At 67.7% G+C, this 24,814-nt stretch carries 22 protein-coding genes; 7 read left to right on the top strand and 15 right to left on the bottom strand.

The window, feature by feature from the left end:
• Window positions 1-13 precede the first annotated feature (13 nt).
• Window positions 14-916 carry a cation diffusion facilitator family transporter gene (locus ACEF39_RS12200; protein ID WP_500285241.1) on the top strand — a complete coding sequence of 301 codons (903 nt, stop codon included), beginning with the start codon at window positions 14-16 and terminating at the stop codon, window positions 914-916.
• 114 nt (window positions 917-1,030) lie between these two features.
• On the top strand, window positions 1,031-1,465 hold the full coding sequence (locus ACEF39_RS12195) for a RidA family protein (RefSeq protein ID WP_500285240.1): 435 nt from the start codon (window positions 1,031-1,033) through the stop codon (window positions 1,463-1,465).
• On the opposite strand, the gene ACEF39_RS12190 is transcribed toward ACEF39_RS12195, so the two are convergent.
• The 8 genes from ACEF39_RS12190 to ACEF39_RS12155 all read right to left on the bottom strand — a co-directional run bounded on the left by ACEF39_RS12190 (window position 1,462) and on the right by ACEF39_RS12155 (window position 8,890).
• On the bottom strand, window positions 1,462-2,175 hold the full coding sequence (locus ACEF39_RS12190; protein WP_500285239.1) for an energy transducer TonB family protein: 714 nt from the start codon (window positions 2,173-2,175) through the stop codon (window positions 1,462-1,464). The two genes, ACEF39_RS12195 and ACEF39_RS12190, sit on opposite strands and share 4 nt — an antisense overlap.
• Complete coding sequence (locus tag ACEF39_RS12185) at window positions 2,168-2,968, bottom strand: ChaN family lipoprotein (protein WP_500285238.1); 801 nt, start codon at window positions 2,966-2,968, stop codon at window positions 2,168-2,170. The genes ACEF39_RS12190 and ACEF39_RS12185 overlap by 8 nt, the downstream gene beginning before the upstream one ends.
• Window positions 2,955-5,429, bottom strand: a complete 2,475-nt coding sequence (locus tag ACEF39_RS12180) for a TonB-dependent receptor (RefSeq protein WP_500285237.1) — start codon at window positions 5,427-5,429, stop codon at window positions 2,955-2,957. Before ACEF39_RS12180 ends, ACEF39_RS12185 begins: the two co-directional genes overlap by 14 nt.
• Before the next feature lie 79 nt (window positions 5,430-5,508).
• A complete protein-coding gene (locus tag ACEF39_RS12175; RefSeq protein WP_500285236.1) occupies window positions 5,509-6,432 on the bottom strand; it encodes a FecR family protein in 924 nt (307 codons plus the stop codon).
• A complete protein-coding gene (locus tag ACEF39_RS12170; protein ID WP_165377443.1) occupies window positions 6,429-6,938 on the bottom strand; it encodes an RNA polymerase sigma factor in 510 nt (169 codons plus the stop codon). Before ACEF39_RS12170 ends, ACEF39_RS12175 begins: the two co-directional genes overlap by 4 nt.
• A 259-nt stretch (window positions 6,939-7,197) precedes the next feature.
• Complete coding sequence (locus ACEF39_RS12165; protein WP_032975245.1) at window positions 7,198-7,422, bottom strand: hypothetical protein; 225 nt, start codon at window positions 7,420-7,422, stop codon at window positions 7,198-7,200.
• Window positions 7,407-8,120 (bottom strand): glutamine amidotransferase, encoded by a 714-nt coding sequence (locus tag ACEF39_RS12160; protein ID WP_500285235.1) that lies wholly within the window; start codon window positions 8,118-8,120, stop codon window positions 7,407-7,409. Before ACEF39_RS12160 ends, ACEF39_RS12165 begins: the two co-directional genes overlap by 16 nt.
• Window positions 8,117-8,890, bottom strand: a complete 774-nt coding sequence (locus ACEF39_RS12155) for a YggS family pyridoxal phosphate-dependent enzyme (RefSeq protein WP_500285234.1) — start codon at window positions 8,888-8,890, stop codon at window positions 8,117-8,119. Before ACEF39_RS12155 ends, ACEF39_RS12160 begins: the two co-directional genes overlap by 4 nt.
• A gap of 75 nt (window positions 8,891-8,965) precedes the next feature.
• Here ACEF39_RS12155 and ptsJ point away from each other — a divergent pair, with 75 nt between their 5' ends.
• Window positions 8,966-10,249: a MocR-like B6 salvage transcription factor PtsJ gene (gene ptsJ / locus ACEF39_RS12150; protein ID WP_500285233.1), complete on the top strand. Its 1,284-nt coding sequence runs from the start codon at window positions 8,966-8,968 to the stop codon at window positions 10,247-10,249.
• 6 nt (window positions 10,250-10,255) lie between these two features.
• Here ptsJ and ACEF39_RS12145 read toward each other — a convergent pair whose 3' ends face one another.
• The 4 genes from ACEF39_RS12145 to imuA all read right to left on the bottom strand — a co-directional run bounded on the left by ACEF39_RS12145 (window position 10,256) and on the right by imuA (window position 15,994).
• Window positions 10,256-10,762: a hypothetical protein gene (locus ACEF39_RS12145; protein ID WP_500285232.1), complete on the bottom strand. Its 507-nt coding sequence runs from the start codon at window positions 10,760-10,762 to the stop codon at window positions 10,256-10,258.
• Window positions 10,763-10,844: 82 nt separating this feature from the next.
• Window positions 10,845-13,955, bottom strand: a complete 3,111-nt coding sequence (locus ACEF39_RS12140; RefSeq protein ID WP_500285231.1) for an error-prone DNA polymerase — start codon at window positions 13,953-13,955, stop codon at window positions 10,845-10,847.
• Between the two features lie 5 nt (window positions 13,956-13,960).
• On the bottom strand, window positions 13,961-15,370 hold the full coding sequence (locus ACEF39_RS12135; RefSeq protein ID WP_500285230.1) for a Y-family DNA polymerase: 1,410 nt from the start codon (window positions 15,368-15,370) through the stop codon (window positions 13,961-13,963).
• A gap of 9 nt (window positions 15,371-15,379) precedes the next feature.
• Window positions 15,380-15,994 (bottom strand): translesion DNA synthesis-associated protein ImuA, encoded by a 615-nt coding sequence (gene imuA, locus ACEF39_RS12130; protein WP_500285229.1) that lies wholly within the window; start codon window positions 15,992-15,994, stop codon window positions 15,380-15,382.
• Window positions 15,995-16,505: 511 nt separating this feature from the next.
• Here imuA and ACEF39_RS12125 point away from each other — a divergent pair.
• Entirely contained in the window at window positions 16,506-17,384 is an 879-nt protein-coding gene (locus ACEF39_RS12125; RefSeq protein ID WP_500285228.1) for a sterol desaturase family protein, read from the top strand.
• Between the two features lie 8 nt (window positions 17,385-17,392).
• Here ACEF39_RS12125 and ACEF39_RS12120 read toward each other — a convergent pair whose 3' ends face one another.
• Window positions 17,393-18,097, bottom strand: a complete 705-nt coding sequence (locus tag ACEF39_RS12120) for a helix-turn-helix domain-containing protein (protein ID WP_500285227.1) — start codon at window positions 18,095-18,097, stop codon at window positions 17,393-17,395.
• Window positions 18,098-18,221: 124 nt separating this feature from the next.
• Entirely contained in the window at window positions 18,222-18,656 is a 435-nt protein-coding gene (locus ACEF39_RS12115) for a VOC family protein (RefSeq protein WP_500285226.1), read from the bottom strand.
• 336 nt (window positions 18,657-18,992) lie between these two features.
• On the opposite strand from ACEF39_RS12115, the gene ACEF39_RS12110 reads away from it, so the two are divergent.
• Complete coding sequence (locus ACEF39_RS12110) at window positions 18,993-21,788, top strand: beta-glucosidase family protein (protein WP_500285225.1); 2,796 nt, start codon at window positions 18,993-18,995, stop codon at window positions 21,786-21,788.
• Window positions 21,789-21,902: 114 nt separating this feature from the next.
• Here the strand turns inward: ACEF39_RS12110 and ACEF39_RS12105 are convergent, their stop codons facing one another.
• A complete protein-coding gene (locus ACEF39_RS12105; RefSeq protein ID WP_500285224.1) occupies window positions 21,903-22,799 on the bottom strand; it encodes a LysR family transcriptional regulator in 897 nt (298 codons plus the stop codon).
• Between the two features lie 104 nt (window positions 22,800-22,903).
• Between ACEF39_RS12105 and ACEF39_RS12100 the strand changes: the two genes are divergently transcribed.
• A complete protein-coding gene (locus ACEF39_RS12100; protein WP_500285223.1) occupies window positions 22,904-24,262 on the top strand; it encodes an MFS transporter in 1,359 nt (452 codons plus the stop codon).
• Window positions 24,262-24,648 carry a DUF4440 domain-containing protein gene (locus ACEF39_RS12095; RefSeq protein ID WP_500285222.1) on the top strand — a complete coding sequence of 129 codons (387 nt, stop codon included), beginning with the start codon at window positions 24,262-24,264 and terminating at the stop codon, window positions 24,646-24,648. Before ACEF39_RS12100 ends, ACEF39_RS12095 begins: the two co-directional genes overlap by 1 nt.
• Window positions 24,649-24,814 lie beyond the last annotated feature (166 nt).

Here is a 24,814-nt window from a genome sequence, read left to right as displayed (position 1 = left end):
CCTTCGGCGAACGATGGATACCGCGCGCGAGCAACGCATCCTGAAGTTCTCGATCGGGGTCACCGTGGCGGTCAGCGCGGTCGGCTTCATCGGTGGTCTGCTGGTGGGATCGCAGGCCATCCTGTTCGATGGCATCTACAGCCTGGTCGACGTGGCCCTGACTCTGGTGTCGTTGTCGGTGCTGCGGCTGGTGGCGCGGGAACACAGCCCGCGCTTCCAGTACGGCTATTGGCACCTGGAGCCGATGGTCGAGGCGCTGGGAGGAGTGATCCTGTCGCTGGCCTGTGTATACGCGCTGGCCAACGCGGTCATTGGATTGACCACCGGCGGGCACGAAGTGAAATTCGGGCCCGCCCTCTGGTGGGCGGCGCTGCTGAGTGCCAGCAACCTGGGCATGGCCGCGTTCGTGGCCCAGCGTGCCCGTAGGTTGCAGTCGGCATTGCTGTGGCTGGACGTGCGTGGCTGGCTGCTGGGTGGATTGATGAGCCTGGCGGTGGTGCTGGCGTTCATGTTGGCGCTGGCGCTGCACGGTGGGCAGTGGCACCACTGGGTGCCGTATCTGGATTCGATCGTGCTGGCGTTGATCAGCCTGGCGGTGTTGCCGGTGCCAGCGCGTAGTGCGTGGAAGGCCATGCGGGAAGTGCTGCAGGTGGCACCCGATGACCTCGACGAGCGCGTGCAGCAGGTGATGCAGGCGTTCGTGGCCGAACATGGCTATGCCGGCTTCACCAGCCACGTCGCGAAGATGGGGCGCATGCGGTTCATCGAGATCCACATCCTGACCTTGCCGTCGACCCCGCTGGGCACGGTGGGCGAGGTGGATGCGATGCGCGATGAGATCGCGGTGAGGATGGACGCGCGGGGCAGCACGTTCTGGCTGACGATCGATTTCACCGCGGACCCGGCGTGGACGTGATGTTGTTGCTGCCGATCGTTGCGCGCGGTGGACCGCTCTGTTGCATGCAATGGGTTTGACCTCAACAGCAGTTGAGGTCGCAGACTGCCTCGCATTCCCCACGAGGCATGCAGTATGAACCTGCTGACCACTCCGGACTTCAGTCATGGCCTGCTGGATCTGTTCGATCCTCCCGGCCTGCACGATCCCAGTGCCAACGGATATTCGCACGTGGCGGTGGTGCGACTGCCAGCGCGTGTGATCCATATCGCCGGGCAGGGCGGCGAAGACGACCAGGGAATCCTGTCGCCCAGCTTCGAGGAGCAGGTGTCGCAGGCACTGGACAATCTGCAGACCGCGCTGCGCTCGGCCCACGCGGATCTGACCGATGTTGCGCGACTGCGGATCCTGGTGGTCGACCACGATGACGATCGCCTGGGCATCATCGCCCGCCAGGTGCGGCGACGCTGGGCCAATCGCCCGGCACCGACCTGCACGCTGATTCCGGTGCCGCGGCTGGCGTTGGACGGAATGCTGTTCGAGATCGAGGCCGAGGCCTACAGCGCTTAGCGCAGGTAGTACTCCACCGGCACCACCAGTTCCTGCGGAGCCGGCAGTTCGTCTGGAATCCGGGGCAGAGGTTGCGCGCGGCGGAATGTCTGCAGCGCGCTTTCATCCAGCATCGGCTGTCCGCTGGGCTGCTCCAGGCGCAATGCCAGCAGGTGGCCGTCGCGGCTGATGCTGGCCCTGACCCATGCGGTGCCCTGCTGGCGCCGCGACCTCGCTACGGCGGGGTAGTAGCGGTAACGCTCCAGCCGCGCCATCAGGCGGGCTTCCCACTGGTCGCTGGCGGCGCCGGCCTGGAAGTCCGCCGGTGGTGCGTCCGGGGCGGGCGGCGCGGCCGTGATCGATGCCGGTGCTGGACGGGCATCGGTCGCGGCCGCAGGCGGGGCCACGGGCAAGGGCTGGTGGCCGTCGCCATTCTTCTCGCTGGCGGCGAGGTTGCCTTCGGGTGCTGCCGTGGCGCGCGGTGGTGGGGGTGATTTCCGCGCTTCGGCTGCCCGCGATTGCTGTGCCTGGCTGGGACGTTCGGACTGCAGTTCTTCCACCGGCTGCGGTGGCGTGGCCGGTGCCAGCAGGCGCAGGCTGATGCGCACGTCCTGTTCCGGCGGTGGTAGCAGCGGCGGGGTGGGCACCCAGTGGACGAACAGCAGCAACGGCAGCAGGTGCAGCCCGATGCTGATCGTCACCGCTTGCCAGTGCTGCCGACGCTCACTCATCGCCGACCACCCACAACAGGTCGGCGTCGTCACCCGCCACGTCTTCGTTGGCCGATGCCAGCGCGATCACCAGCGCTGGCTCAGCGGCTGGCAGATAGCCGGGTACGCCGGTGCCACGCAGCACATGCCAGCGGCCGGCGACCAGCAGGGCGGGGGCCGGCGACTGCATCAGCACCTGCGCCATCCGTGTGTCACGTGCGTGCTGAACGGCGAGCATGCCACCGAGCATGGGTGCAGCGTCGGCGTGCTGGGCCAGCACCACCGCTGACAACCGCTGCCGTGCGCCGTCGGCCGGGAACACCACCTCGGGCGATGACACCAGCAGCGTATTGACGTCAGCGCGCGACAGGTTGCTGCCATGCAGCTGGATGCCGCTGTCGACGGCGAACTGCACCAGTCCGCCATAGCGTGTCCAAGGCCAGCGGGGATCCCAGTCCAGCAGTTCGGCCAGGCGCTGCGGTTCGACCTGATGGCCCTTGTCCAGCCAGCGCTGCACGCGCTGCAGTCGGGGCTGGCGTTCGCTGGCGATCATCTCCAGCACCAGCGCACCCTGCGGACGCCGCTGCTGCAATGCCTGCAGCAGCCAGCGTTCGGCGACATGGTCGGCGTCGCTGTCGTGACGCTCGCCGAGCAGCACGCGCTCGGTAGCGGCAACGCGCTGCACGAAGGCAGCCTGGTCCAGTTCCTTGCCCCTGGCCAGATCGATCACTTTGCCGGGCATCGGCTGCGCGCTGGCTGCCGCCGCCAGCGCGATCAGCCCCAGCGCCAGCCAGCGCCGGCTAGAACGCCACATTGACGCCCACCGAGACGGTACGGCCACGGCCGTTGCCGCGGTCCAGGATCGGGCTGAAGATGCTGTCGATGGAGGCGTTGTTGTCATAGGCCTTGTTCTGCAGGTTTTCGATGTTCAGCCACAGCGTGGTGTTGGCCTGTGGCTTGAAGCTGGCGTAGAAGTCCAGCAGCACGCCGGTGCCGCCGGTCTTGCGGGTCTGGAAGAAGTCGTAGCCCTCTTCGGTGGGGCCGGAGTACTCGGCGCGCACACCCGCCTGCAGGCGCTGCTGCCACCAGCGGCCGCCGACATCCAGCGTCCAGTAACGGTCGGGCAGGGCGGTGATGTCTTCCAGGTTGACGAATTCGATGGCCGGCGCGCTGGTGCGCGAGCGGGTCCAGCTGAGGGTGGCGTGGTAGTGCTCGCTGGCGTAGTGCGCTTCCAGTTCCAGACCGCGCATGCGCACCACCCCGGGATGGTTCATCCAGCGCGTGGTGGTGCTGAAGTCGTCCACGTCCAGGCTGTCGGTCCACGCGTTGAGCTGCGGGTCGCTGTCGATCGGCACTACGAACGGTTCGACTTCCGGCGGGTGCACGATCAGCAGGTACTGCGGCTTGATGTAGTCGCGGATGCGGTTGTCGAAGCGGGTCAGGCGCAGCTGCGCAAGGTCGCCGTCGACAAGCAGCGAGCTGGTGCTGAGGTTGGCGCCGAACTGCAGGTTGCGCGAACGCTCGCGGCGCAGGAAGGGATTGGCGCCGACGCCATCGGCATCGCTCATGCCCTCCAGCGGGATCTTCTCGAAGAACATCTCCTGCACGCGCGGCGGCCGCGAGGTGCGCGAGACTTCGGCAAACAGCTGCAGCCAGTCGGTGGCCTGCACCGACAGCGAGAGGCTGGGGCTGAGGGCATGCTGGGTGCGATCCACGTCGATGCCACCGCCCCCGATCTCCAGGCATTGCCCAGGCACATCCGAGCAGGTGGGGACGTGGCCACGGATGCCGTAGCGGTCCTGGCGCAGGCCCGCCGACAGCGCGTAGATGTCGTACTGCAGCTCCAGCGTGGTGAACACGCTGTCGAGTTGGCTGCGCCCTTGTGGGTTGGCGCCGCGCAGGGTGGGGGTATCGGCAACGAAGATGTCCGACTGATGCTTGATGCCGGTGTTCCAGCGCGCCTGTACGGCACCGATGTCGAAGCGGCTGGTGTTGTCCACGTTCCAGCTGCTCAGGCTGCTGTGGGTACGCCGGCCGATGTAGCTGGAATCTTCCACCGGCGGATAGAACAGCCGGGTCTTGTTGGCGGCGAAGCTGGCGCGCAGGTCGATCCACGGCGAGTAGGGCGTGTAGTGATAGCTGGCGCGCTGGTTGCGCGCGGAAATCTGCCAGGGATAGTTGTGGTAGAAGTCGTTTTCATAGCGCATGTGGCTCAGGTCCAGGCGGTGCTGGTCGCTGGGCTGCAGGCGCGCCTTCAGCAGCCAGCTGCTGGGCTGCTGGCTGCCGGGGTCGGCGCTGTTTTTCTGGCCACGGGACGTTGCGTACTCACTGCTGCGGCTGCTGCTGGCTGCTGCCAACAGGCCGAACTGGCGATCGCCACCGTCTTCGCTGTGGCGCCAGGCACCGGCGAAGGTACGTCCGCTGCCATAGCCGTTGTTGCCATGCCGGTAGCCAGCACGCAGACCCCACTCGCGGCCATCGGAGACTACGTCTTCGATGGCCAGGGTGCGGAAGTTGGCACTGCCGGCCAGCGTACCGGCACCGTCGCCACCACTGACCGCGCCGCGCTGTACGTCGACGCCTGCCAACAGGAAAGGGTCCACGTAGGCGAACGGGCCGCCCGAGCCATGGCCGGCGTTGTTGCGGAAGGTCTGGGTGACGCCGTCGATCATGGTGTTGACCCGGCCAGCGCCGGTCATGCCGCGGATGTTGACCTGCAGGCCGGGCTGGCTGCGTGAGTGGAAGCTGTGCGTGCCGGGCATCGAGCGCAGCAGGCTGTTGCCGTCCTGGCGCTCGGCCATGGCGACCCGCTCGCTGCCGATCTTCGGCGCGAAGCCATCCTGGGTGGCCGCAATGTACTGGCTCGCCCCGGTACCTGGAGCAATGGCATGGGCGGTGCGCCCCTGTACGCGCAGCGGGCCGGTCTGGCGGCTGCCGTCGTCGGTGCTGGCTGGCGCCGGTTCGAGGGTGGCACGGCGGGCATCGATGAAGCGCGCGCGCAGGCCGCTGCCGGTCAGGAGCCGTGCCAATGCCTGGGTGTCGTCGAAGTCACCCTGCAGGGCGGGTGCGCTCTGCTTGGCCGACAGGGCACGGCCGATCACCAGATCGACGCCGCTGAGGCGGCTGTAGGCGTCCAGCGCGGTGACCAGCGGCTGGGCGGGAATGTCGTAGCGGCGGGTTGCGCTGGTCTGTGCCTGCGCGGTGGCAGCAAGCACGGGGGCGATACCGGCGCAGGCAAGAGACAGCGCAAGAACAAGGGGGCGGTGGGACAGCATCGTGGGCTCCAGGGAGTGACGCAGTGCGTCGTCACCCTGGGAAGACGCAGCAGTGGCCCGAATGTCAGGGTCGATGCGTTCAGCGCGCATCGGACGATGCCTTCGCCGGCAGCCACACCTGCAGGTTGGGCCCGATACGGACGACGCGCACGTGCAGCTCGGCGGCCAGCTGGTCGCGGCTGCGCGCGGCCGTATCCGCGCCGGCCAGCACCGTGACCGGCTGCCGTCGCAGTGCGTCGCCGGCGATCCAGGTGCGGCCGCCGTGCCAGCGATCCAGATCCTGGACGACATCAGCCAGTGGCGCGGAGACCCAGGCCAGCCGGCGTTCGCGCCATGCCAACTGCGCCGGGGCTGCTGCAAGCGCGGCCGAGGGTGCCGTGCCGTCGAAGCGCAGCTGCTGGCCGGCGGCCGCTTCGCTGTTGCCCGTGCCACTGTCCACGCGGACCTGGTGTTCGGTGACGGTCACGATGCTGGCATCGCCACTGACCGCGATGTCGAAGGCAGTACCCAGGGCCGTGACCGTACCGTGCGGCGTATGCACCTGGAACGGACGGTCGCGATCAGGTGCGACCTGGAACCAGGCCTGGCCGTGCCGCAGCTGCAGCGCACGCCGGTTGGCATCGATGCGTACGCCCAGTTCGCTGTCCGGCGAGAGCTGCAGGCGAGAACCGTCCTGCAGGCGCACCTCTTCGATTTCGCCTGATGCCGTGCGCAGTGTCTGTTCCGGCGGGAGGGCGTTGTGCCGGGTGTAGAGGCCGAGCGCACACAGCAGCAGCACGGCGATGCCGGCCTCGCGCAGTTGCCGGCGCTGGCGACGCTGCTGTTGCCGTTGCAGGCTCGGCAGTGCTGCACCGGCCTGCCATAGCTGCAACAGGTGCTGGTACTGCGCCGCATGGCGCGGATCGGCCTCGTACCACTGAGCGAAGGCGGCTTCGTCGCGCTGTTCGTCGTGCGCATGCAGCCACCAGCGCGCCGCCTCGCGGGCGATCGGATCCTGGCTCATGCGGTAGGCACCTGCTGCAGGGCCACCAGCGCGCGCAGCAGATGGCCATGCGCGGTCTGCCGGCTGATGCCGAGCTGGCGGCCGATGTCGGCCAGGCTGAGTTGTTCGACGCGCGCCAGCAGGAACACCTCGCGCGAGCGCGGCGGCAGGGCGGCGATGATCGCATCGAGGTGACGCAGCTGTTCGGCATCGAGCAGGCATTGCTCGGGCAACGGGGCGGGATCGGCGATGGCCTGCAGCTGCGCGTCGTCCAAGGCCTCTTCGCGACGCCGCTGGATCAGGCGATAGTGGTCGGCGATCAGGTTATGGGCAACGCGGTACAGATAGGCGCGGCCATTGCTGAGCAGGCCGCTGGCGGCGACTTTGACGACACGCAGCCAGGTTTCCTGGACGACATCATCGGCGTCACTGCGTTGTGGGAGTTTGCGACGGACGTGGGCGTGCAGCGGCCGGTAATGGGCGGCGCACAGCTGCGCGACATCCGTCGATTCGACAGGCGTGGGCACGGGGCGGGCGAAGGCTGGGGAAGGGAACAGCCCGCGGCGGCAAGGGCAGCGGCATTACCTTACAGTAAAAGAGAATCATTTACATCCGAGCGCCATTGCTGGAGTTAGATGCTGGTCGCCTGCAACGTGCGGGGAACGTCGATCAACGCGGCCCGTCCAGATCACATGGGAGTGGGTAGCCGGGTAGTGCCGGCCGCTGGCCGGCAAACGTGTTCTCGCGCCGGGTGCCGGCCAGCGGCCGGCACTACCAGCACGATGGTCAGAGATCGCGGTACTGGATCTGTGCGGCCAGCACGCGTAGGCCATCGGCAGTGCTGGAGAGGATGCGCTCCTCGCCGATGCCCTTCTGCCGTTGCAGGGTGAAGCCTTCGGCGGCGGGCAGGCGCGCGGCGATGGCATCGATGCGTTGCAGCGCGTTGGGACCGTCGCAGTCGACATGGCCCCAATGGATGCCGTTGTGCTGGATGGTCAGGCGGTAGTGCATGGGCGGGTCTCCGGAAGTTCGTGCAGCCACTGATGGAACATCGCGGTCGCCGCGGCGGCGAGAGGCCCGCCATAGCGCCGGGCCTGCGTGCGCAGGTCGACGGGATCGATGCCGGCCTCGGCCAGTTCCAGCGCGTGGCCGATCAGCCAGCGCTCGAACTGGCGCGCGTCCAGCTCGGGATGGCATTGCAGGGCGAGGGCGTGGTGGCCGATGGCGAAGGCCTGGTGGCGACAGGCGGGCGTACTGGCGAGGCGGCGTGCGCCCACCGGCAGTTCGAAGGCTTCGCCATGCCAGTGCAGCACCGGGATGCCCTGCAATGCCTGCAACGGCGAGCGCTGGCCATCATCGGTGAGCAGCAGCGGTGCGAAACCAATTTCCTTGCCACCGGTGGGGGCGACGCCAGCGTGCAGTGCGCGCGCCATCAACTGGGCGCCGAGACAGATGCCGAGCGTCGGCCGCTGCTGTTGCAACCGACGCTGCAGCAACGCGATGCTGACGGCGAGGTACGGATAGGCCGCCTCATCGTTGACGCTGATCGGCCCCCCCAGCACTACCAGCAGATCGGCATCTTCAGCGGTATCGAGTGCATCCACGCCTGCCTGCAGGACCTGCACCTGCCATCCTTGCGCCAACAGCAGCGGCTGCAGGATGCCGAGGTCCTCAAAGGCTACGTGCTGCAGGGCAACGGCGCGCTTCATGCCGGTGCTCCCGGGGTGGGCCAGTAGAAGCTGTCGGGCGTGGAGCGTGCACCGAAGATCGCCTGGCCGACACGGACGACAGTGGCGCCTTCCTCGATGGCGACTTCAAAATCACCGGACATGCCCATCGACAGCTGCGACAGGTCGATGCCAGCCGGTGCCGTCTGCTGCAACTGGTCGCGCAGCTCGCGCAGGCGCACGAAGCAGGCGCGTACACGCTCCACGTCCGCAGTGAAGATGGCCAGGGTCATCAGGCCGCGCACGCGCAGGCGGTCGAAGGCGGGCAGCTGATGCACGAAGTCGGCCACCGCAGCCGGTTCCAGGCCGTATTTGCTGGGCTCGGCCGAGGTGTTGACCTGTACGAACACATCCAGCGTGCGGTCCTCCAGCAGCAGTCGCTGCTGCAGCGCCTCGGCCACGCGCAGGCTGTCCAGCGCCTGGAACTCGCTGGCGAAGCGTGCGACGTACCGGGCCTTGTTGGTCTGCAGGTGGCCGATGACCGACCAGTGCACGCCAAGGTCGGCCATGGCCTCGGCCTTGCGTTGTGCCTCCTGCACCTTGTTCTCACCCAGTTCGTGGCAGCCGGCGGCGACGGCCATGCGGATGCGCGCTTCATCGACGGTCTTGCTGACCGGCAGCAGGCGCACGCTGGCCGGATCACGACCGGCGCGGGCGCAGGCGCTGGCGATGCGCTGGCGTACGGTGACCAGGTTGGCGGCGATCTGTTCGACGGACTGGGCGACGGGCCAGTCGGCGGGGGCGAGGGACATGGGGCACCTCCGGTGCGGGGTGGCCAGGGTGGGATACACTGGCACAGGACAAGAGATAGTTTGGCATAGGACAAAATGAAAATCACCGGGAGCAGCGCCGAAGCGATCTTCGACAGCATCCGCGAGGGCATCGGTAGTGGCCATCTGGCGGCGGGCAGCGTGCTGCCGCCGGTGCGGGATCTGGCCGATCAGCTGGAGGTCAACCGCAATACCGTGGCCGCCGCCTACAAGCGGCTGGACGCGGCGGGCCTGGCCAGTACGGCAGGGCGTCGCGGCACCGTGGTGCGCGGCCTGCCAGCGACGATGGCGCGCGAGGGCAGTGCGCCGGGACTGGCCCTGCATGATCTGGCCGGCGGTAATCCGGATCCGCGCTGCCTGCCCAGCCTGCGCGTAGCTGCGACGACCTCGCGCCTGTATGGGGTGGAGACGGTAGATCCACGCATGCAACGCCTGGCACAGGCCTCGCTGGATGCCGATTGCCCGCCGGGCTATGCGCTGGAACTGACCCATGGCGCGGTCGATGGCATCGAGCGTCTGTTGTCGGCGTGGCTGCTGCCGGGGGACCGCATCGCAGTGGAGGATCCCTGTTTCCTGGGCAGCCTCAACGTACTCGGTGCGGCCGGGCATGCGCCGTTGCCGGTGGCGGTGGATGCGCACGGCATGCAGGTGGAATCACTGCGGCAGGCGTTGGATGCCGGCGCACGTGCGGTGCTGCTGACCCCACGCGCACACAATCCCACCGGTGCCAGCCTGGATGCGAAGCGTGCGCGTGCGCTTCGCCAATTGCTGGCCGGCTATCCGCAGGTGGCGGTGCTGATCGACGATCACTACGTGCTGCTCTCGCAACAGGCCTATCACTCGGTGTTGCCGATGGACGGTCGGCGTTGGGCGCTGCTGCGTTCGTTGTCCAAGGCATTGGGCCCGGACCTGCGCGTGGCCTGGTTGGCCTGCGATGGGCAGACCGCGGCGCGCCTGCGCCTGCGCTTGGCGGCGGGCACCGGCTGGGTCAGCCACCTGTTGCAGGATGCGGTCAGTGCGGTATTGGAGTCGGCGCAGCAACGAGCGAAGGTCGCCGCGGCCGGTGAGCGCTACCAGCAGCGGCTGCAGGGTCTGCAGGCGCTGTTGCAGGCGCGCGGGCTGCCGACACCCGTGCCGATGGAAGGCCTGAATCTGTGGTTGCCACTGCCGGCCGACAGCACACCGCAGGTGCTGGCGCTGGCCGCGCGTGGCTGGCATGTGCGTGGAGGTGAAGTCTTTGCCGTGGCTGCACCGGCGCATGGGCTGCGCATCACCTGTGCGGCACTCGGCCCGGCGCAGCAACGGCGATTGGCCGATGACCTGGCGGCGGTGATGCGCTGAGCGTGCTCAGGGCGCGGCGCTGGCGCCGGGTCGCACGTAGTAGGACTGGCCGCTGTCGTCCAGGAACACCAGCTCCGGCTTGCCCTGCCAGGAACTCAGCATGGCGCCGGTGTTGTTCTGGTGCTTGACCATCAGGCTGGCACCGCGGTCCGGGTTGGCGACCACTTTGAAGACTTCGGTGGTGCCGGTGGCATCGTCCAGGGTAAGCAGGGCTTCGCCACCCCGGTCGCTGGTGCCGTAGCCGCCGCGCTCGGAACCATCGGGGCCGAGCAGGATCACGCCGGACAAGGGGGTGGCACGCGGCCCCTGCGGGCGGCCTTGGCTGAGGGGATCGGGGACCGGTGCACCGAGGATCACCCGCGGCTGGCCGCTGGCATCGTGGATGATCAGGCCGCGCGCTTCGATCACGCGTTGCGGTGACTGGCTGCGATGCAGGTTCCAAGCGGTCCAGCCGGAAACGAGCAACGCGAGTGTGGCGACCACCAGGGTGGTCAGGGTCAGGGCACGAGCCATTGTGTATTCCTTCCTTGGACGTGGCCGACGATAGCGGAATCCGGTCGATCGTGGCCAGTTCGTTGTGTGACGGTGTGTATCGTCAATGGAAGTCGCGGCTGTGGCTGCGCAGTCCCTGCAGCAGTTGGTCCAGGCAATGCATGCGCTGCACGATCACATGCTGCACGCCATCCACGCGTTCCAGTCGGCCATCGATCTGCATCAGCTGCGTGTCTACCAGGATGCGGTGCTGGCGGTCGGCCAGATGTCGCCAGACCACGGCGTTGACCATGCCGGTTTCATCTTCCAGGGTAAGGAAGGTGACGCCGCTGGCGGTCTGCGGGCGCTGGCGCATGCGTACCAGGCCGGCGATGCGTACGCGCCGGCCATGGCCGTGGCTGGCCAGCTGCGCGGCATCCAGGCAACCGCGGGTTCGCAGCTGCGCGCGCAGGAATGACATCGGATGGCGGCCGAGGGTGGTGCCGGTGCTGCGGTAATCGGCCTGCATGTCTTCCCAGGCGCTGGGCAGGGGCAGGGCCACGCGTGCTTCGGCGGTGGCGCGGGCCTGGTCGAACAACGGCAGGCGGTTCTCCACGCCGGAAATATCCCAGCGTGCACGGTGGCGATGGCCGCTGAGGCCGCGCAGGGCGCCGGCATCGGCGAGCAGGCCCTGCTGGCGGCGATCCAGTGCGGCGCGTTGGCAGAGGTCGCCGACATCGTCGAACGGACGCCGCGCGCGTTCGCGCATGATGGCCTGCGCGGCCGGTTCGCTGCAGCCATCGACCAGGCGCAGGCCGAGGCGAATTGCCGCCGCGCCTTTGCTGAAGTCCAGCGTGCAGTCCCAATCACTGTGGCGCACGTCCACCGGCAGTACGGTGATGCCATGCCGGCGCGCATCCTGCAGCAGCTGGTCGGGGCTGTAGAAGCCCAGCGGTTGGCTGTTGATCAGGCTGGCGGCGAACGCGGCCGGATGATGGCACTTCAGCCAGCAACTGGCATAGGTGAGCAGGGCGAAGCTGGCGGCGTGGCTTTCGGGAAATCCGTAATCGCCGAAACCCTTGATCTGCTCGAACAGGTGCTCGCCGTATTCCAGGCTGAAACCATTTTTCAGCATGCCGGTCAGAAGCTTTTCGCGATGGGGCTCCAGGCCGCCACGACGCTTCCAGGCGGCCATCGAGCGGCGCAGGGCATCGGCTTCGCCTGCAGTGTAGCCAGCTGCATCCACCGCCAGCTGCATCACCTGCTCCTGGAACAAGGGCACGCCCAGAGTGCGCGCGAACACGCGTTCCAGTCGCGCTGGATACAGCGGGTTGTCCGGGTCGTTCAACGCATCCGGGCCCTGTTCGCGCAGGATCCGCCGGCGCTCCAGGTAGGGGTGGACCATGTCGCCCTGGATCGGGCCGGGGCGCACGATCGCCACCTCGATCACCAGGTCATAGAAATTGCGCGGCTGCATGCGTGGCAGCATCGCCATCTGCGCGCGCGATTCGATCTGGAACACGCCGATGGTGTCGGCGGCGCAGATCATGTCGTAGGTTCTGGCATCTTTGGAGGGAATGGCATCCATCCGCCCTGCATGCAGGCCATGCTGCTGCAGCATCGCCAGGCATTTGCGGATGGCGGTGAGCATGCCCAGTGCCAGGCAGTCGACCTTCATCAGGCCGGTGGCGTCCAGGTCGTCCTTGTCCCACTGGATGACGGTGCGGTCGGCCATCGCCGCGTTCTCCACCGGCACCAACGTCGACAGCGGGTGTTCGGAAATCACGAAGCCACCCGGATGCTGCGACAGGTGGCGCGGAAAATCGATCAGCTCGGCGGTCAATGCCAGCAGCCGTCGCATCAACGGTGTTTCCGGATCAAAACCGCGCTCGCGCAGGGTCTCCGGCAGCGGGATGTTGCCGCCCCAATGATCCATCGCCGCGCCCAGCTCGTTGACCTGGTCCATCGGTAGGCCCAGCGCACGGGCGACATCGCGGATAGCGCTGCGGCCACGGTAGCTGATCGCCACCGCAGTCAACGCGGCACGCTCACGGCCATAGCGGTTGAACACGTACTGCAGCACTTCCTCGCGGCGCTCGTGCTCGAAGTCGATGTCGATGTCCGGTGGTTCATCACGCTCGGCGGAGATGAAACGCTCGAACAGCAGGTTGCTGCGCGCCGGGTCGATCTCGGTCACGCCCAGTACGAAACACACCGCCGAGTTGGCTGCCGAACCGCGCCCCTGACACAGAATGTCCTTGCTGCGCGCGAAACCTACGATGTCCTGCACGGTGAGGAAGTAGGACGCGTACTGTTTCTTCGCGATCAGGTCCAGCTCGTGTTCGATCTGCTCACGTTGCGCGGGCTCGATGCCCTTTGGCCAACGCCAGGGAATATTTTTCTCGACCAAGGCGCGCAGCCAGCTGTCCGGGTCGTGGCCCTCGGGCACCAGTTCGCGCGGGTAGGTGTATTTCAGCTGGTCCAGGGTGAAGTGGCAGCGTTCGGCGATGCGCAGGGTTTCAGCCAGCAGTTCGGGCGGATACAGCTGGGCCAGTGCGGTGCGTGGGCGTAGATGGCGCTCGCCGTTGGCAAACAGCCGCCAGCCGGCCTCGGCCACGCTGCAGCGGTGGCGGATCGCAGTCAGCGTGTCCTGCAGGGCGCGGCGCCGGCGCACGTGCATGTGCACGTCGCCACTGGCGACCAGTGGCAACTGGTGGCGTTCGCCGAAGGCCTGCAACTGTTGCAGCCGGCGCGTGTCGTCATGTTCGTGGTGCAGCTCCACCGCCAGCCACAGGCGCTGTGGAAAACAACGGTGCAGCAGTTCCAGTTCGGTGGCCGCCGGTTGCCGGTCCAGCCACAGGCACAGCAGCCCCTCGGGGAGTCCATGCAGGTCCTCGCGCAGGCAGCGGTATTCGCCCTTGGCCGCCCGTCGCCGGCAGGTCGTGATTAGTTGGCACAGCCCCGCATAGGCTGTCTGGTCGGTGCACAGCAGGGCCAGCTTCGGCCCGTCTTCAACCTGGAATTCGGCGCCGACGATCAGCGCCACGCCGTGTGTCTTCGCCGCCTGCCAGGCGCGCACGATGCCGGCCAACGAGCACTCGTCGGTGATCGCCAACGCGCGATAGCCTTGGCCGGCGGCGCGTGCGAACAGTTCCTCGGCGATGGAGGCGCCACGCTGGAAACTGAAGGCCGACAGGCAATGCAGCTCGGCGTACCCGGGCAGGTCGGTGTGCATGGGGCTCAACCGAACCAGCCGTGCAGCATCCACGGTGCATGCGGATCATTGCGCGTGCGGAAGGCCCAGCCGCGTTGGCCCTGCGCGGTTTCCACCACGTAATAGTCGCGGCGTGCGTCGGCCTGGTCCCACCAGCCCGATTCGATCCGCTCCGGCCCGGCGACGATACGCAGGCGCGGATCGCGCAGCGGCTGCGGCGTATCCAGCAGCCAGCCGGGGCGTAGCGGCCACCAGGCAGGTGGCTTGGTCGGCGGTTGGGTGCCGCTGGCACGTTCGGGGCGGTGGTCGGCCTGCACGGCCAGTGGCTGCACGGCGTCATCGCCAAGGCGGGCACGCAGTCGCTCTCGCAGCTGGGTCCATGGCATCGCCTGCGCTGGGCGCGTATCGAACAGATCACGCGCGGCCGGTACGAACGGCGGCAGCTGCTCGGCCTGCAGGCGCAGCGCACGGCTGCCGGCGGGCAGGACGAAGGCTTCCATGCGGTTGCGCGCGATCTCGAACAGCAGCGCCGCATCGCGTTCGGGGGCGAGCAGGCCGATGGTCAGCACGCTGGCCGGAAGCATGTCGTGCTCGAAATGCAGGTCGAAACGCTGCACGCCGCCATCGCGCGAACACAGGAACGCGGCCAGGTCCAGCAGCAGGCGCCGCAGCGGGAACAGCAGGGCCTGGCTGGATTCGATCTCGTATTCGAATTCGATGCGCGCATCGAACCGGTCCGGCGGCTGGTAATAGCGCAACGGCGCGTTGCCCAGGCCGCGCACGGCATCCAGCTGCTGCAGCACCCCGGGGGCGAAGCGACGGGCCAGGCTTTCACGTGGCAGGTCGAAGGCCGCGCCCAGCGTGCGCAGGCCGGAGCGTGCCAGCACGGTCACCGCATCAACGGGCAGGCCACTACGCGCCAGTGGCAGCTGCGCCAGTGCGGCGGGCAGTTGCTGAGCATCGATGCCGAGACCATCGTGCACATTGGCCAGCACGCGCGCGGCATGCGGGTTGGGGGCGGCGACCAGGCGATGGCGGAAGCCCAGTTCGTGCAGGCCGTGGCGCAGGCGTTGTTCGATCGTCAGCCAATCACCGAACAGGGCACGGCTGGCACCGATCTCCAGCACCAGCGCATGCGGAAAATCAAGGCTGACCAGCGAGCTGGTGGCATACAGCCAGCTGGCCAGAAACTGCCGGGTGTGCTGTTCGACGCTGGGATCGTAGTCGTGCAGCTGCAGGTCCTGCACCAGTACCTGCGCAGCCGACAGCAGCATGCCCGGGCGCAATCCCGCTGCCCGCGCGGCCGGGCTGACCGCACGCAGCACACGACGCTGCGCCGGCCCCTGCAGCAGCACCAGCGGCCGCTGCGGATCGGGCTGCAGGCGCAGCATGCTGTCCAGCGCCAGCTGCGGCAACAACAGGCAGGCCCAGTGCATGGCGCGGCCTCAGTGGGTGATGGCCAGCGGCAACGGCTGCGCCGGTGGCAACCCGCCGCGGCACTTCAACACCCGCACCTGGCCGTGGTCGAGCTGCAGGCGCAGGCTGGCCGGGGAGGGGTTGCGGGCGGCGCGGAGCTCGCGGAACACGAAACCCAGGCACTGGCCGCTGTCGGCAGCAACCTGCAGGCGACGCAGGGCGCGATCGTCGGCCTGTTGCGGCCAACACAGCACGGCGGCGCAGGCAGCAGAGCGCAGGCACTGCTCGGCCGCCCACAGCGCCTGCTTCGGTGCGGCGTGGATGATCTGCAGCTGGGCCAGGTCGAGCCCGGCGGCGGCCCATGCCGGGGCATGCAGGCGGTGGGGCGGGGCGACCAGCACGATCGGCCGATCATGCTGGCTCAGTTTTGCCAGCGCCGGCCAGACCAGGGCCAGTTCGCCGACCCCGGGCGCGGCCTGCAGCACTTCGCACAGCCCGCTGGCTGGCCAGCCACCGCCGGGCAGGCGCGCGTCCAGCGCCGGGTGGCCGCTGGCCAGATGGTCGCTGGCCTGCCCCTGGCGTGCCGGCCCGCGCCAGACCTGGCGGCCATCCAGCAGGCGGTCGAGGGCGACGACGGCGCCCATCAGCCGGTCCTCCCAAGGAGGTGCCGGGCTGGCGGGAAGCGACAGAAGTGGGCGGAAACGGCAGGCATGGAGCGAGTATCGACAGGCCGGTATCAGGGGCTGAGACCGGACATGCTACTCGCCTTGTGAGTAATATTACTAATGAAATCGGAGGGTGGGGTTTCAGCTTGCTGAAGGAGCAGATCAAAAGCATCCACGCATGGCGTGGATCTACTGGGGAATGGGTGGCCTGGATGCGGAAAAGCCGGCCTTCCCGTAGTAGAGCCACACCGTGCGTGGATGGGAAAAAGCGGTGCCGGCCAAGGTTGGCACCCACCGTGGTTTGCCGGGCCTTCGAACAGTAGATCCAGGCCATGCGTGGATGTGGGCGAGCAGTGCCCGCCAACAGTGCCCACCAAGGTGGGCCTCTACCAGGGTGGACGCAGGGGTTGCGCCGTTTGTTCAAGCCGACAGTCTGTACGCCCCGCCAACATGCAGGCCCTTACTTCCCGGGTTGCCCATGAAACACTGGATGCTCCGCCTGTATGCCCCGTTGTTCCTGCTGGGTTTTGTTGCCGCTGCCATCGCCTGGGTCGGCCACTCCCACGGTGACCCGTTGTGGCTGCTTGCCTTGCTGGCTGTCGCCATCGCGGTGTCGTTCGCTGCCGAACGGCTGTGGCCGTACGATCGGGCGTTCAACCACGACCAGGGTGACCGCCTGCGCGACGTCCTGCATGCGCTGGTCAATGAAAGCCTGAACCTGCTGTCGATCGCCACGGTGCCGCTGCTGGCGGCGATCGTGCCCTGGCACGTCTGGCCGATGCAGTGGCCATTCGCGCTGCAGGTGCTGGTGGCGATCATCGCGGCTGACCTTGGCATCACCCTGGTGCACTACGCCAGCCATCGCATCGGCTGGTTGTGGCGGCTGCATGCGGTGCATCACAGCGTGACCCGCATGTATGGCTTCAATGGTTTGATGAAACACCCACTGCACCAGGCCGCCGAAGCGGTGGGCGGCGTACTGCCGCTGCTGCTGTTGGGCATGCCGATGCCGGTGGCCGCAGTGCTGGCGTTTGCCATTGCGATCCAGTTGTTGCTGCAGCATTCCAACGTGGACATGCGCCCGGGTGTGCTGGGCAGGGTGATGGCATGGGCGCCGCTGCATCGCTTCCACCACATCCGCTATGGCACTGCGGGCGACGTCAATTTCGGCTTGTTCCTGACCGTGTGGGACCACCTGCTGGGGACGGCGTTCGATGCGCCGTGCTATCGGTTGCGGCAGCGTGATCTGGGCATTGGCAGCCAGCCGGGCTATCCGCAGGCGTATTCCGCACAACTGCTGGCGCCCTTCCGCGAGCTGCCGCATGGCGATGTGCCGGAGCTGCCGGAGGGGCTGCGCAGGCGCGGTTGATCGGGGCGTCAGGCCGCGTGCAGCTGCAGACCCTGCAGTTGTGCGGCGCTGATGCCGAACATGCGGCGCAGGCTGCGCGAGAGGTGGGGAAGGTCGGCGAAACCGGCAGCATGCGCGCTGTCGGTCAGGCTATGTCCGTGCAGATGATGCGCCAGCGCGCTGCGCAGCCGTTGCCACAGCACCCAGCCGCGCAGGGTCACCGCCAGCTCGGACTGGAAGCGCCGATGCAGCTGGCTGGTCGACAGATGCGCGGCCTCGGCGATATCGGCGGCCGGCACCGGGCCGGGCAGGTGCTGGGTGATGCGGGCCAGCGCCGCCTGCACGCGACGGTCCAGGGGCTGCGGGCGGCTCAGTCGCGGCAGCCACTCGTGCAGCTGCGCGGCATTGCCTGGCAATGACTGCAGATGCTGCTGGATCTGTTCGAGGTCGGCATGCGCCGGTTCGAGGAACACCGTGCAGCCGTCAGCGGGCCCCGACAGGATCGCGTGTGGCTGGAAGGAGGGCAGCCATAAGCGCTGGCCTTGCTGCCGCGCGCCATCGATCTCGATCTGCCAGGGCGCGCCTTCGCTCAGCAGCAGTTGATGGGCGTAATGCGCATGCGCAGCGCTGTCACCGGCGTGGCCCTGCAGCACGGCAACGTGTGCATCCAGCAGCAGGGTGCCATTCCAGGGTAAAGCGGGAGAGGACATGGTCGCATTGTAGGTCCACGCCATGCGTGTATGACGCAGGTAGAGCAGTAGATCCACGCCATGCGTGGATAGCGGTCATGGTGCCGCATGGCTCCGGGTGCAAGGCATCCACGCATGGCGTGGATCTACTGAGGTGGGGCGCGCCGCCTCAGCGCCCCTGCGGGTCCGGCCGATGGTGCACGTACTCGACCACGGTGCCGTCGGGATGCACCGCATTGAACGCCGCACCGGTGGGCACTACCTGCAGCGGAAAGATGATCTCGGCGCCAGCGGCCACCAGTTTTTCGTGATACGGCCGAACGTCGTCGACCAGCAACGTGCCCGTGGTCGACGTGAAGGGCGCTAACGCCTCGTCGCAGCCTTCGATCAGCAGGAACGCACCGACCATCGCCAGCCGCAGGCCCGCATCGGGAAACGGAAAGCCGGCATCGGCGACCACACCCTGCAGTTGCTCGTAGAAGGCCACGCTGCGTTCCAGCTCGCCGGGGGCGACGAACACCCGGATCAGCACGCGCGGGCTGCGCTGGCTGGAGGTGTCACAGCGGTCGCGCCAGAGATGGTCGAAGTCGCGATGTACGGTCATGGGCTCGATTCGTCGCCGGGGAGATCCATTATCGGCAGCGCCGTGCAGCCCGTTGATGACCGCCGGTGATGGGCTGATAACCAGTCCGCACATCGCGCCTGTGACTTAGGTCCTGTTGACAGCGATGAACGCCCTCGCACACTCTTCACATGATGGGTCGCTCTGCGCGGCCCGGACAGGCAGGTTGTCACGCACGGGAGGAGGGTCCCGCGCGCAGACCGGCTCGTCCTCTGGCCTGCAAGGCGTTGCCCGGCAACGCATGCGCGGCATGACGCTGCACCCTTCGGCGGCACTTTCCCTGGACCGATTGCCTTGGCAACGGAATTACGCCCGCCGATGAAAACGTTTACAAAGCCGCTCGCCCTGTCCCTGGCCCTGTCTGCCGCACTGGCCACCCCGGCCTGGGCCGACTCCGCCGCCTTCACCGTGCTGACGCTGGAACAGGCGCCGACCGCGGACGCGATGCCGGCCCTGGCTGCCCAGTTGAAGACCCTGCAGGTGGATGCGGTCAGCGTTCGCCAAGTACAGCGCGGCATCGGCCAGGTCGATCCGCTGCAGCTGCTGGCCGATGGCCTGGGCTACCAGTACCGCTTCATCGCCGCCGGCAAGGATGACGGCCAGACCCAGCACGGCCAGGCCGTGTTGACCCGGCTGCCGATCGCCGCCGAATCCGGCCCGGACCAGCCGGGCCTGAACTACCTGCGCCTGGATGACGGCCGCCATGCAGTGGCGGTCTACACCGACGCGGGCGCCGGTGCTTCGCAGTTGCCGGCACTGGTGTCGCGTTCGCGACTGGGCGCACCGGCGGTGCTGCTCGGCGCGGTGGCCGGTGAATCGGCCAAGGCGGCCGGCTTCGACCCGGCACGCGTGGCCCTGGAAGCCGATGCCAGCTATTTCAGCGATGGTTTCCAGGCCGCCAGCAGTGCGCCGTTCAAGGTGGAAGGCAGCACGCTGCGTGCGACCCTGCTGACCCTGGCCTATGCCGCCGACAAGGGCGGCGAGCAGCCGTGGATGGACACCACCCTCACCGCCGATGCGCGCGCTGCGCTGCTGCTGAAGACGATGACCGAGGACGAGAAGTTCCAGATGCTGCACAGCTACTTCGGGCTGGGCAAGGATGGCGGCAAGCTGCCGGAAGGTGCGGTGGGTTCGGCCGGTTTCGTGCCGGGCGTGGCGCGCTTGGGTATTCCGTCGCAGCAGTCGGCCGACGCCGGCGTGGGCGTGACCAATCCGGGTGGCATCCGCCCGGGTGACTTCGCCACGGCGATGCCGTCGGGCCCGTCCACGGCGTCGACCTGGAACCGTGGTGTTGCCTTTGCCGGCGGTGCAACGATGGGCCGCGAAGCCTGGCAGCAGCGCTTCAACATCCTGCTGTCCGGCAGCGTCAACCTGCAGCGTGACCCGCGCAACGGCCGCAACTTCGAATATGCCGGTGAAGACCCGCTGCTGGCCGGTTCGATGGTCGGCGCGGTGATCCAGGGCGTGCAGAGCCAGCACGTGATCTCCTCGATGAAGCACTTCGCGCTGAACGACATGGAGACCCGCCGCAATTTCCACGACGTGCGCATCGGCGAACAGGCCATGCACGAGTCGGATCTGCTGGCGTTCGAGATCGCGTTGGAAGCCGGTCGTCCGGGTGTGGCGATGTGCTCCTACAACAAGATCAATGGCACCTACGGCTGCGAGAACGGCTACCTGATGAATCAGGTGCTGAAGCAGGAGTGGAAATTCCCTGGTTTCGTGATGTCCGACTGGGGCGGCGTGCACAGTGGTTCGAAGGCGGCGCTGGCCGGCCTGGACCAGCAGTCGGCCGGTGAAGTGTTCGATGCGGCGGTGTTCTTCGATGAGCCGTTGCGCTTGGCGGTGCACGGCGGCGTGGTGCCGCAGGCGCGCCTGAACGACATGGTCGCGCGCATCCTGCGCACGATGTTCCTGCACGGCAACTTCGACAACCCGCCGCAGCACCAGAAGGTCGACGCCGAGGCCGGTTTCGCCGTGGCCCAGCGCACGGTGGAAGAAGGCAGCGTGCTGCTGCGCAATGAAGGCAGCCTGCTGCCGCTGGCCGACAGCGCCAAGCGCATCGTCATCATCGGTGGCCATGCCGACAAGGGCGTGATCGGTGGCGGTGGTTCGTCGATGGTGGGTGTGACCGCCAAGGGCACCAATGCGGTGCCGGGCGTGCTGCCGACCACCTGGCCGGGCCCGGTGATCTTCCATCCGTCCTCGCCGCTGGAATCGCTGCGTGCCGCACGTCCGGATGCCACCATCACCTATGTGGACGGCACCAATGCTGCCGCTGCGGCCAAGGCTGCCGCGCAGGCGGATGTGGCCATCGTGTTTGCTACCCAGTGGGCAGCTGAATCGGTGGACCTGCCGGACATGCAGCTGCCGGACAACCAGGACGCCCTGATTTCAGCGGTGGCCAAGGCCAACCCGAAGACCGTGCTGGTGCTGGAGACCAATGGCCCGGTGCGCACGCCGTGGCTGGCGCGGGTACCGGCGGTGCTGCAGGCCTGGTACCCGGGCATCCGCGGCGGTGAAGGCATTGCCGCGCTGCTGACCGGGCAGGCCAATCCGTCCGGCCGCCTGCCGGTGACCTGGGTGGTGGACGAATCGCAGCTGCCGCGTCCGCACATCGATGGCCTCGGCTTCAAGCCGGCCAAGCCGTTCGGCGATGTGTTCGATTTCGATATCGAAGGTGCCAACGTCGGCTACAAGTGGATGGCAGCCAAGGGCCTGACCCCGACCTTCGCCTTCGGCCATGGCCTGTCCTACACCTCGTTCGCCTATGAAAACCTGAAGGTGAGCGTGGAAGGCTCGCGCCTGGTCGCCAGCGTCGACATCCGCAACACCGGCAAGCGCGCCGGTGCCGACGTCGCCCAGCTGTACCTGAAGCTGCCGGCTGGCAGCACCACGCCGATCCGCCTGATCGGCTACGACAAGGTGAACCTGCAGCCGGGCGAACAGCGCCGCATCCGCATCGAAGCCGAGCCGAAGACCCTGGCCCATTACGATGCACAGGCGCGCCAGTGGAAGATCGCCGGCGGCACCTACCAGGTGCAGCTGTCGCGCAATGCTGCCGAGCCGTTGCAGACGGTGGACGTGCAGTTGGTGGAGCAGGTGCTGCGCTGATCCGGCGCGGTTCTTATGCTTGAAAGCACGGCCCCGCAAGGGGCCGTGAAAAAAGGGGACGGAGGGGATTAAGTCGTTTATGCCACAAACGACTTAATCCCCTCCGTCCCCTTTTCATGTTCCAAACCACACGCGCAGGAAATCGATCAGCTGCCGCACCTTCGGCGAGGGTTGGCTGCTGTGCGGGTACACCGCGTACACGCTCTGCTGAGGAAAGCGGTGCTGGCGCAGCACGGGCCGCAGGCGGTCGTGGGCGAGATCGTCCTCGATCAGCCAGCGTGGCAGCACGGTCACTCCTGCACCGGCCACGGCAAACGCGCGCAGGCTGCTGGCCCCATCCACGCGTATCACTGCGTTGCCCGGGTTGGTGGCGAACAGCGCATCGCTGCCATCTGGTGCTACCACCGGCACATCGGCCAGGCGGGGATAGCCAAGGCGGGGCAGGGTGCCCAGCTGTACGGGGTCATCGACAGCATCGGCGGATGGCAGGCGAGCCAGCAAAGCGGGCGCGGCGACTGCACACAACGGATGCCGCTCCAGCTCGCTGGCATGCAGTCCCGAGTCCGGCAGGCGGCCAAGGCGGATCGCCAGATCGAAGCGTTCGGGAATCAGGTCGGCCGGTGCCGGCGAGGTCGATAGATGCAGCAGCAGGGCTGGATGCTGCGCGCGGAAGGCTTCCAGTGCCGGAATCAGCCGCAGCTGCGCGTACTCCGGGGTGGTGGTCAGGCGCAGTACGCCCTGCAGCTGATGCTGGTCGCGGCGTGCGGCATCGATCGCGGCCTGCGCGGCATCCAGTGCCTGCACGCAGTGCTGCAGGAACTGTTCGCCGGCCTCGGTCAGCGCGAGGTGGCGGGTACTGCGCAGCAGCAGGGTCACGCCCAGCTCCTGCTCCAGCCGCTTCAGGTTGAAGCTGACCACCGCGCGACTCAGGCCGAGGCGATCAGCGGCAGCGGTCAGGCTGCCGGCCTCGACCACGGCGCGGAAGATATCGAAGCGATCGAGGCTGACCATGGTGGTTGATTGTCAAAACAGGTTTGACAGTGTTGCAGTTGTCGTCGAGTTTTTCCAACAACGCCGGTCCGCGATGCTGTCGCCTTCGCTGCTGGAGCCTGCTGATGCCTTCCCCCCGCCTGCGCCATGAGGCGATCTTCCTGCTGGTGTTCGCCCTGGACCTGGTCAACATGTTCATCGCCACGGTGGCCTACCCGGCCCTGGCGGCCGAGCTGCATGTGGACATCGGCACCCTGGCCTGGGTGGGCACCGCCTACATGCTGGGTCTGAGCGTGGTGATTCCGCTGGCACCCTGGTTGGCCGCGCGCTGCGGTGAGCGTCGCCTGTTGCTGGTTGCCTTGTTGTTGTTCGCGGCGGCCGCGGGCCTGGCCGGCGCCGCACCGTCCATTGGTTGGCTGCTGGGCTGGCGGTTGCTGCAGGGGCTGGCCGGTGGCCTGCTGATTCCGGTGGCGCAGGCGGCGGCGTACCGGCAGTGCACGCCTGAACAACGCGGTGCGCTGACCCGGCGCATCCTGCTGGTGGCATTGCTGGTGCCGGCACTGGCGCCGGCTCTTGGCGGCCTGCTGGTGCAGTGGCTGTCCTGGCGCGGCGTGCTGTGGGCCAGCCTGCCGCTGGCGGTGCTGGCGATCGCCCTGGTACTGGCATGGATGCCGGCTGATGGCCGGCGCAGTGCGCCGCGCCTGCAGGGCTATGCGTTGACCACCGCGATGTCTGCGCTGGGCGCGTTGCTGCTGGCGCTGACCTGGCTGGGTGAGCCCGGCCATCGCTTCGTCGGCGCAGGGTTGCTGCTGCTGGCAGCAGTGCTGGCCATCGCCCACCTGCGTAATGCACGCCGGCAGCCGCAGCCGCTGCTGCGCTGGTCGCTGCTGTCCCATCGAGGCCTGCGCATGGCGATGCTGGTCTATCTGGCGGTGCCGGGTGTGTTCATCGGCAGCCAGCTGGCCAGTACCTTGCAGTTGAACCACGCCGGTTACAGCGCCGCGCAGATCGGCGCCTTGATGTTGCCGTGGGCGCTGGCCTCGGCACTGGCAATCACCGGCAGCCGGCGATTGCTGGCGCGCTTCGGGCCGGGCTCGGTGCTGCGGCTGGGCATGGTCCTGCAGGCCAGCGGTCTGCTGTTGATGGCGCTGCAATCACAGCCGTCGTTTGTGCTGGCCGCCATGCTGTTCGCCCTGATGGGTGCGGGCGGCAGCCTGTGCAGCAGCACCGCGCAGACGCTGGCGTTCCATGGTGTGGACGCCGAGGCGCTGGGCGATGCCAGCGCGCTGTGGAACCTCAACCGCCAGCTCAGCTTCTGCCTGGGTACCGCCGCCATCGCTCTGCTGCTGGCCTTGGCCATGCAGTGGTGGCCGGCGCATGCCACCGGCGTGGTGCTGGGCTTGGCGGCCGTACTCACCCTGTTGCCATTGGCGCTGCTGCGCCGGTCGCAGCTGCATTCCCTTTCCACTCCGGAGACTGCTTGATGGACATGACCGCCGAACACGAAATCCACCTGCTGCACGACAAGCTGCAGGCCTGGTTCCGCGCAGAGGTCGCGGCCGATGCACTGGCTGATCTGATGGAACATTTCTGCGCGGACTTCAGCATGGTCGGCATCTCCGGTCGCAGGCTGGACCGCGCCGCCGTGCAGGCGCTGTTCGTGGGCGGATACGGCGCCCGGCCAGGACTGCGGATCGCCATCGAGGCTGTGCAGGCGGTGGACGCCCCGTCGCCGCTGGCGGTGCTGCGCTACCGCGAGGGGCATGCCGTTGGCGAAGGAGAAACCGCATGGCGGGAATCGCTGGCGGTGCTGCGCCATGAAGATGGACGCTGGCGTTGGCTGGTGCTCCACGAAGTGCCGGTGAGCTGATGTTCGGGTAGTGCCGGCCGCTGGCCGGCAACTCCATCAACCTTTGGCGGTGCGGTTGCCGGCCAGCGGCCGGCACTACCGGGTGCGTGGCGCATGTGCCATCAGTCCTGCCTGTAAACGCCGCAGAATGCAAAGCAGGCACACGCTTTGCCAGGGGCTACGGGAG

It is taken from the genome of Stenotrophomonas indicatrix (assembly GCA_041545745.1).
Classification (GTDB): Bacteria; Pseudomonadota; Gammaproteobacteria; order Xanthomonadales; family Xanthomonadaceae; genus Stenotrophomonas; species Stenotrophomonas indicatrix_A.
This window is presented reverse-complemented; position numbering and strand designations above follow the sequence as displayed.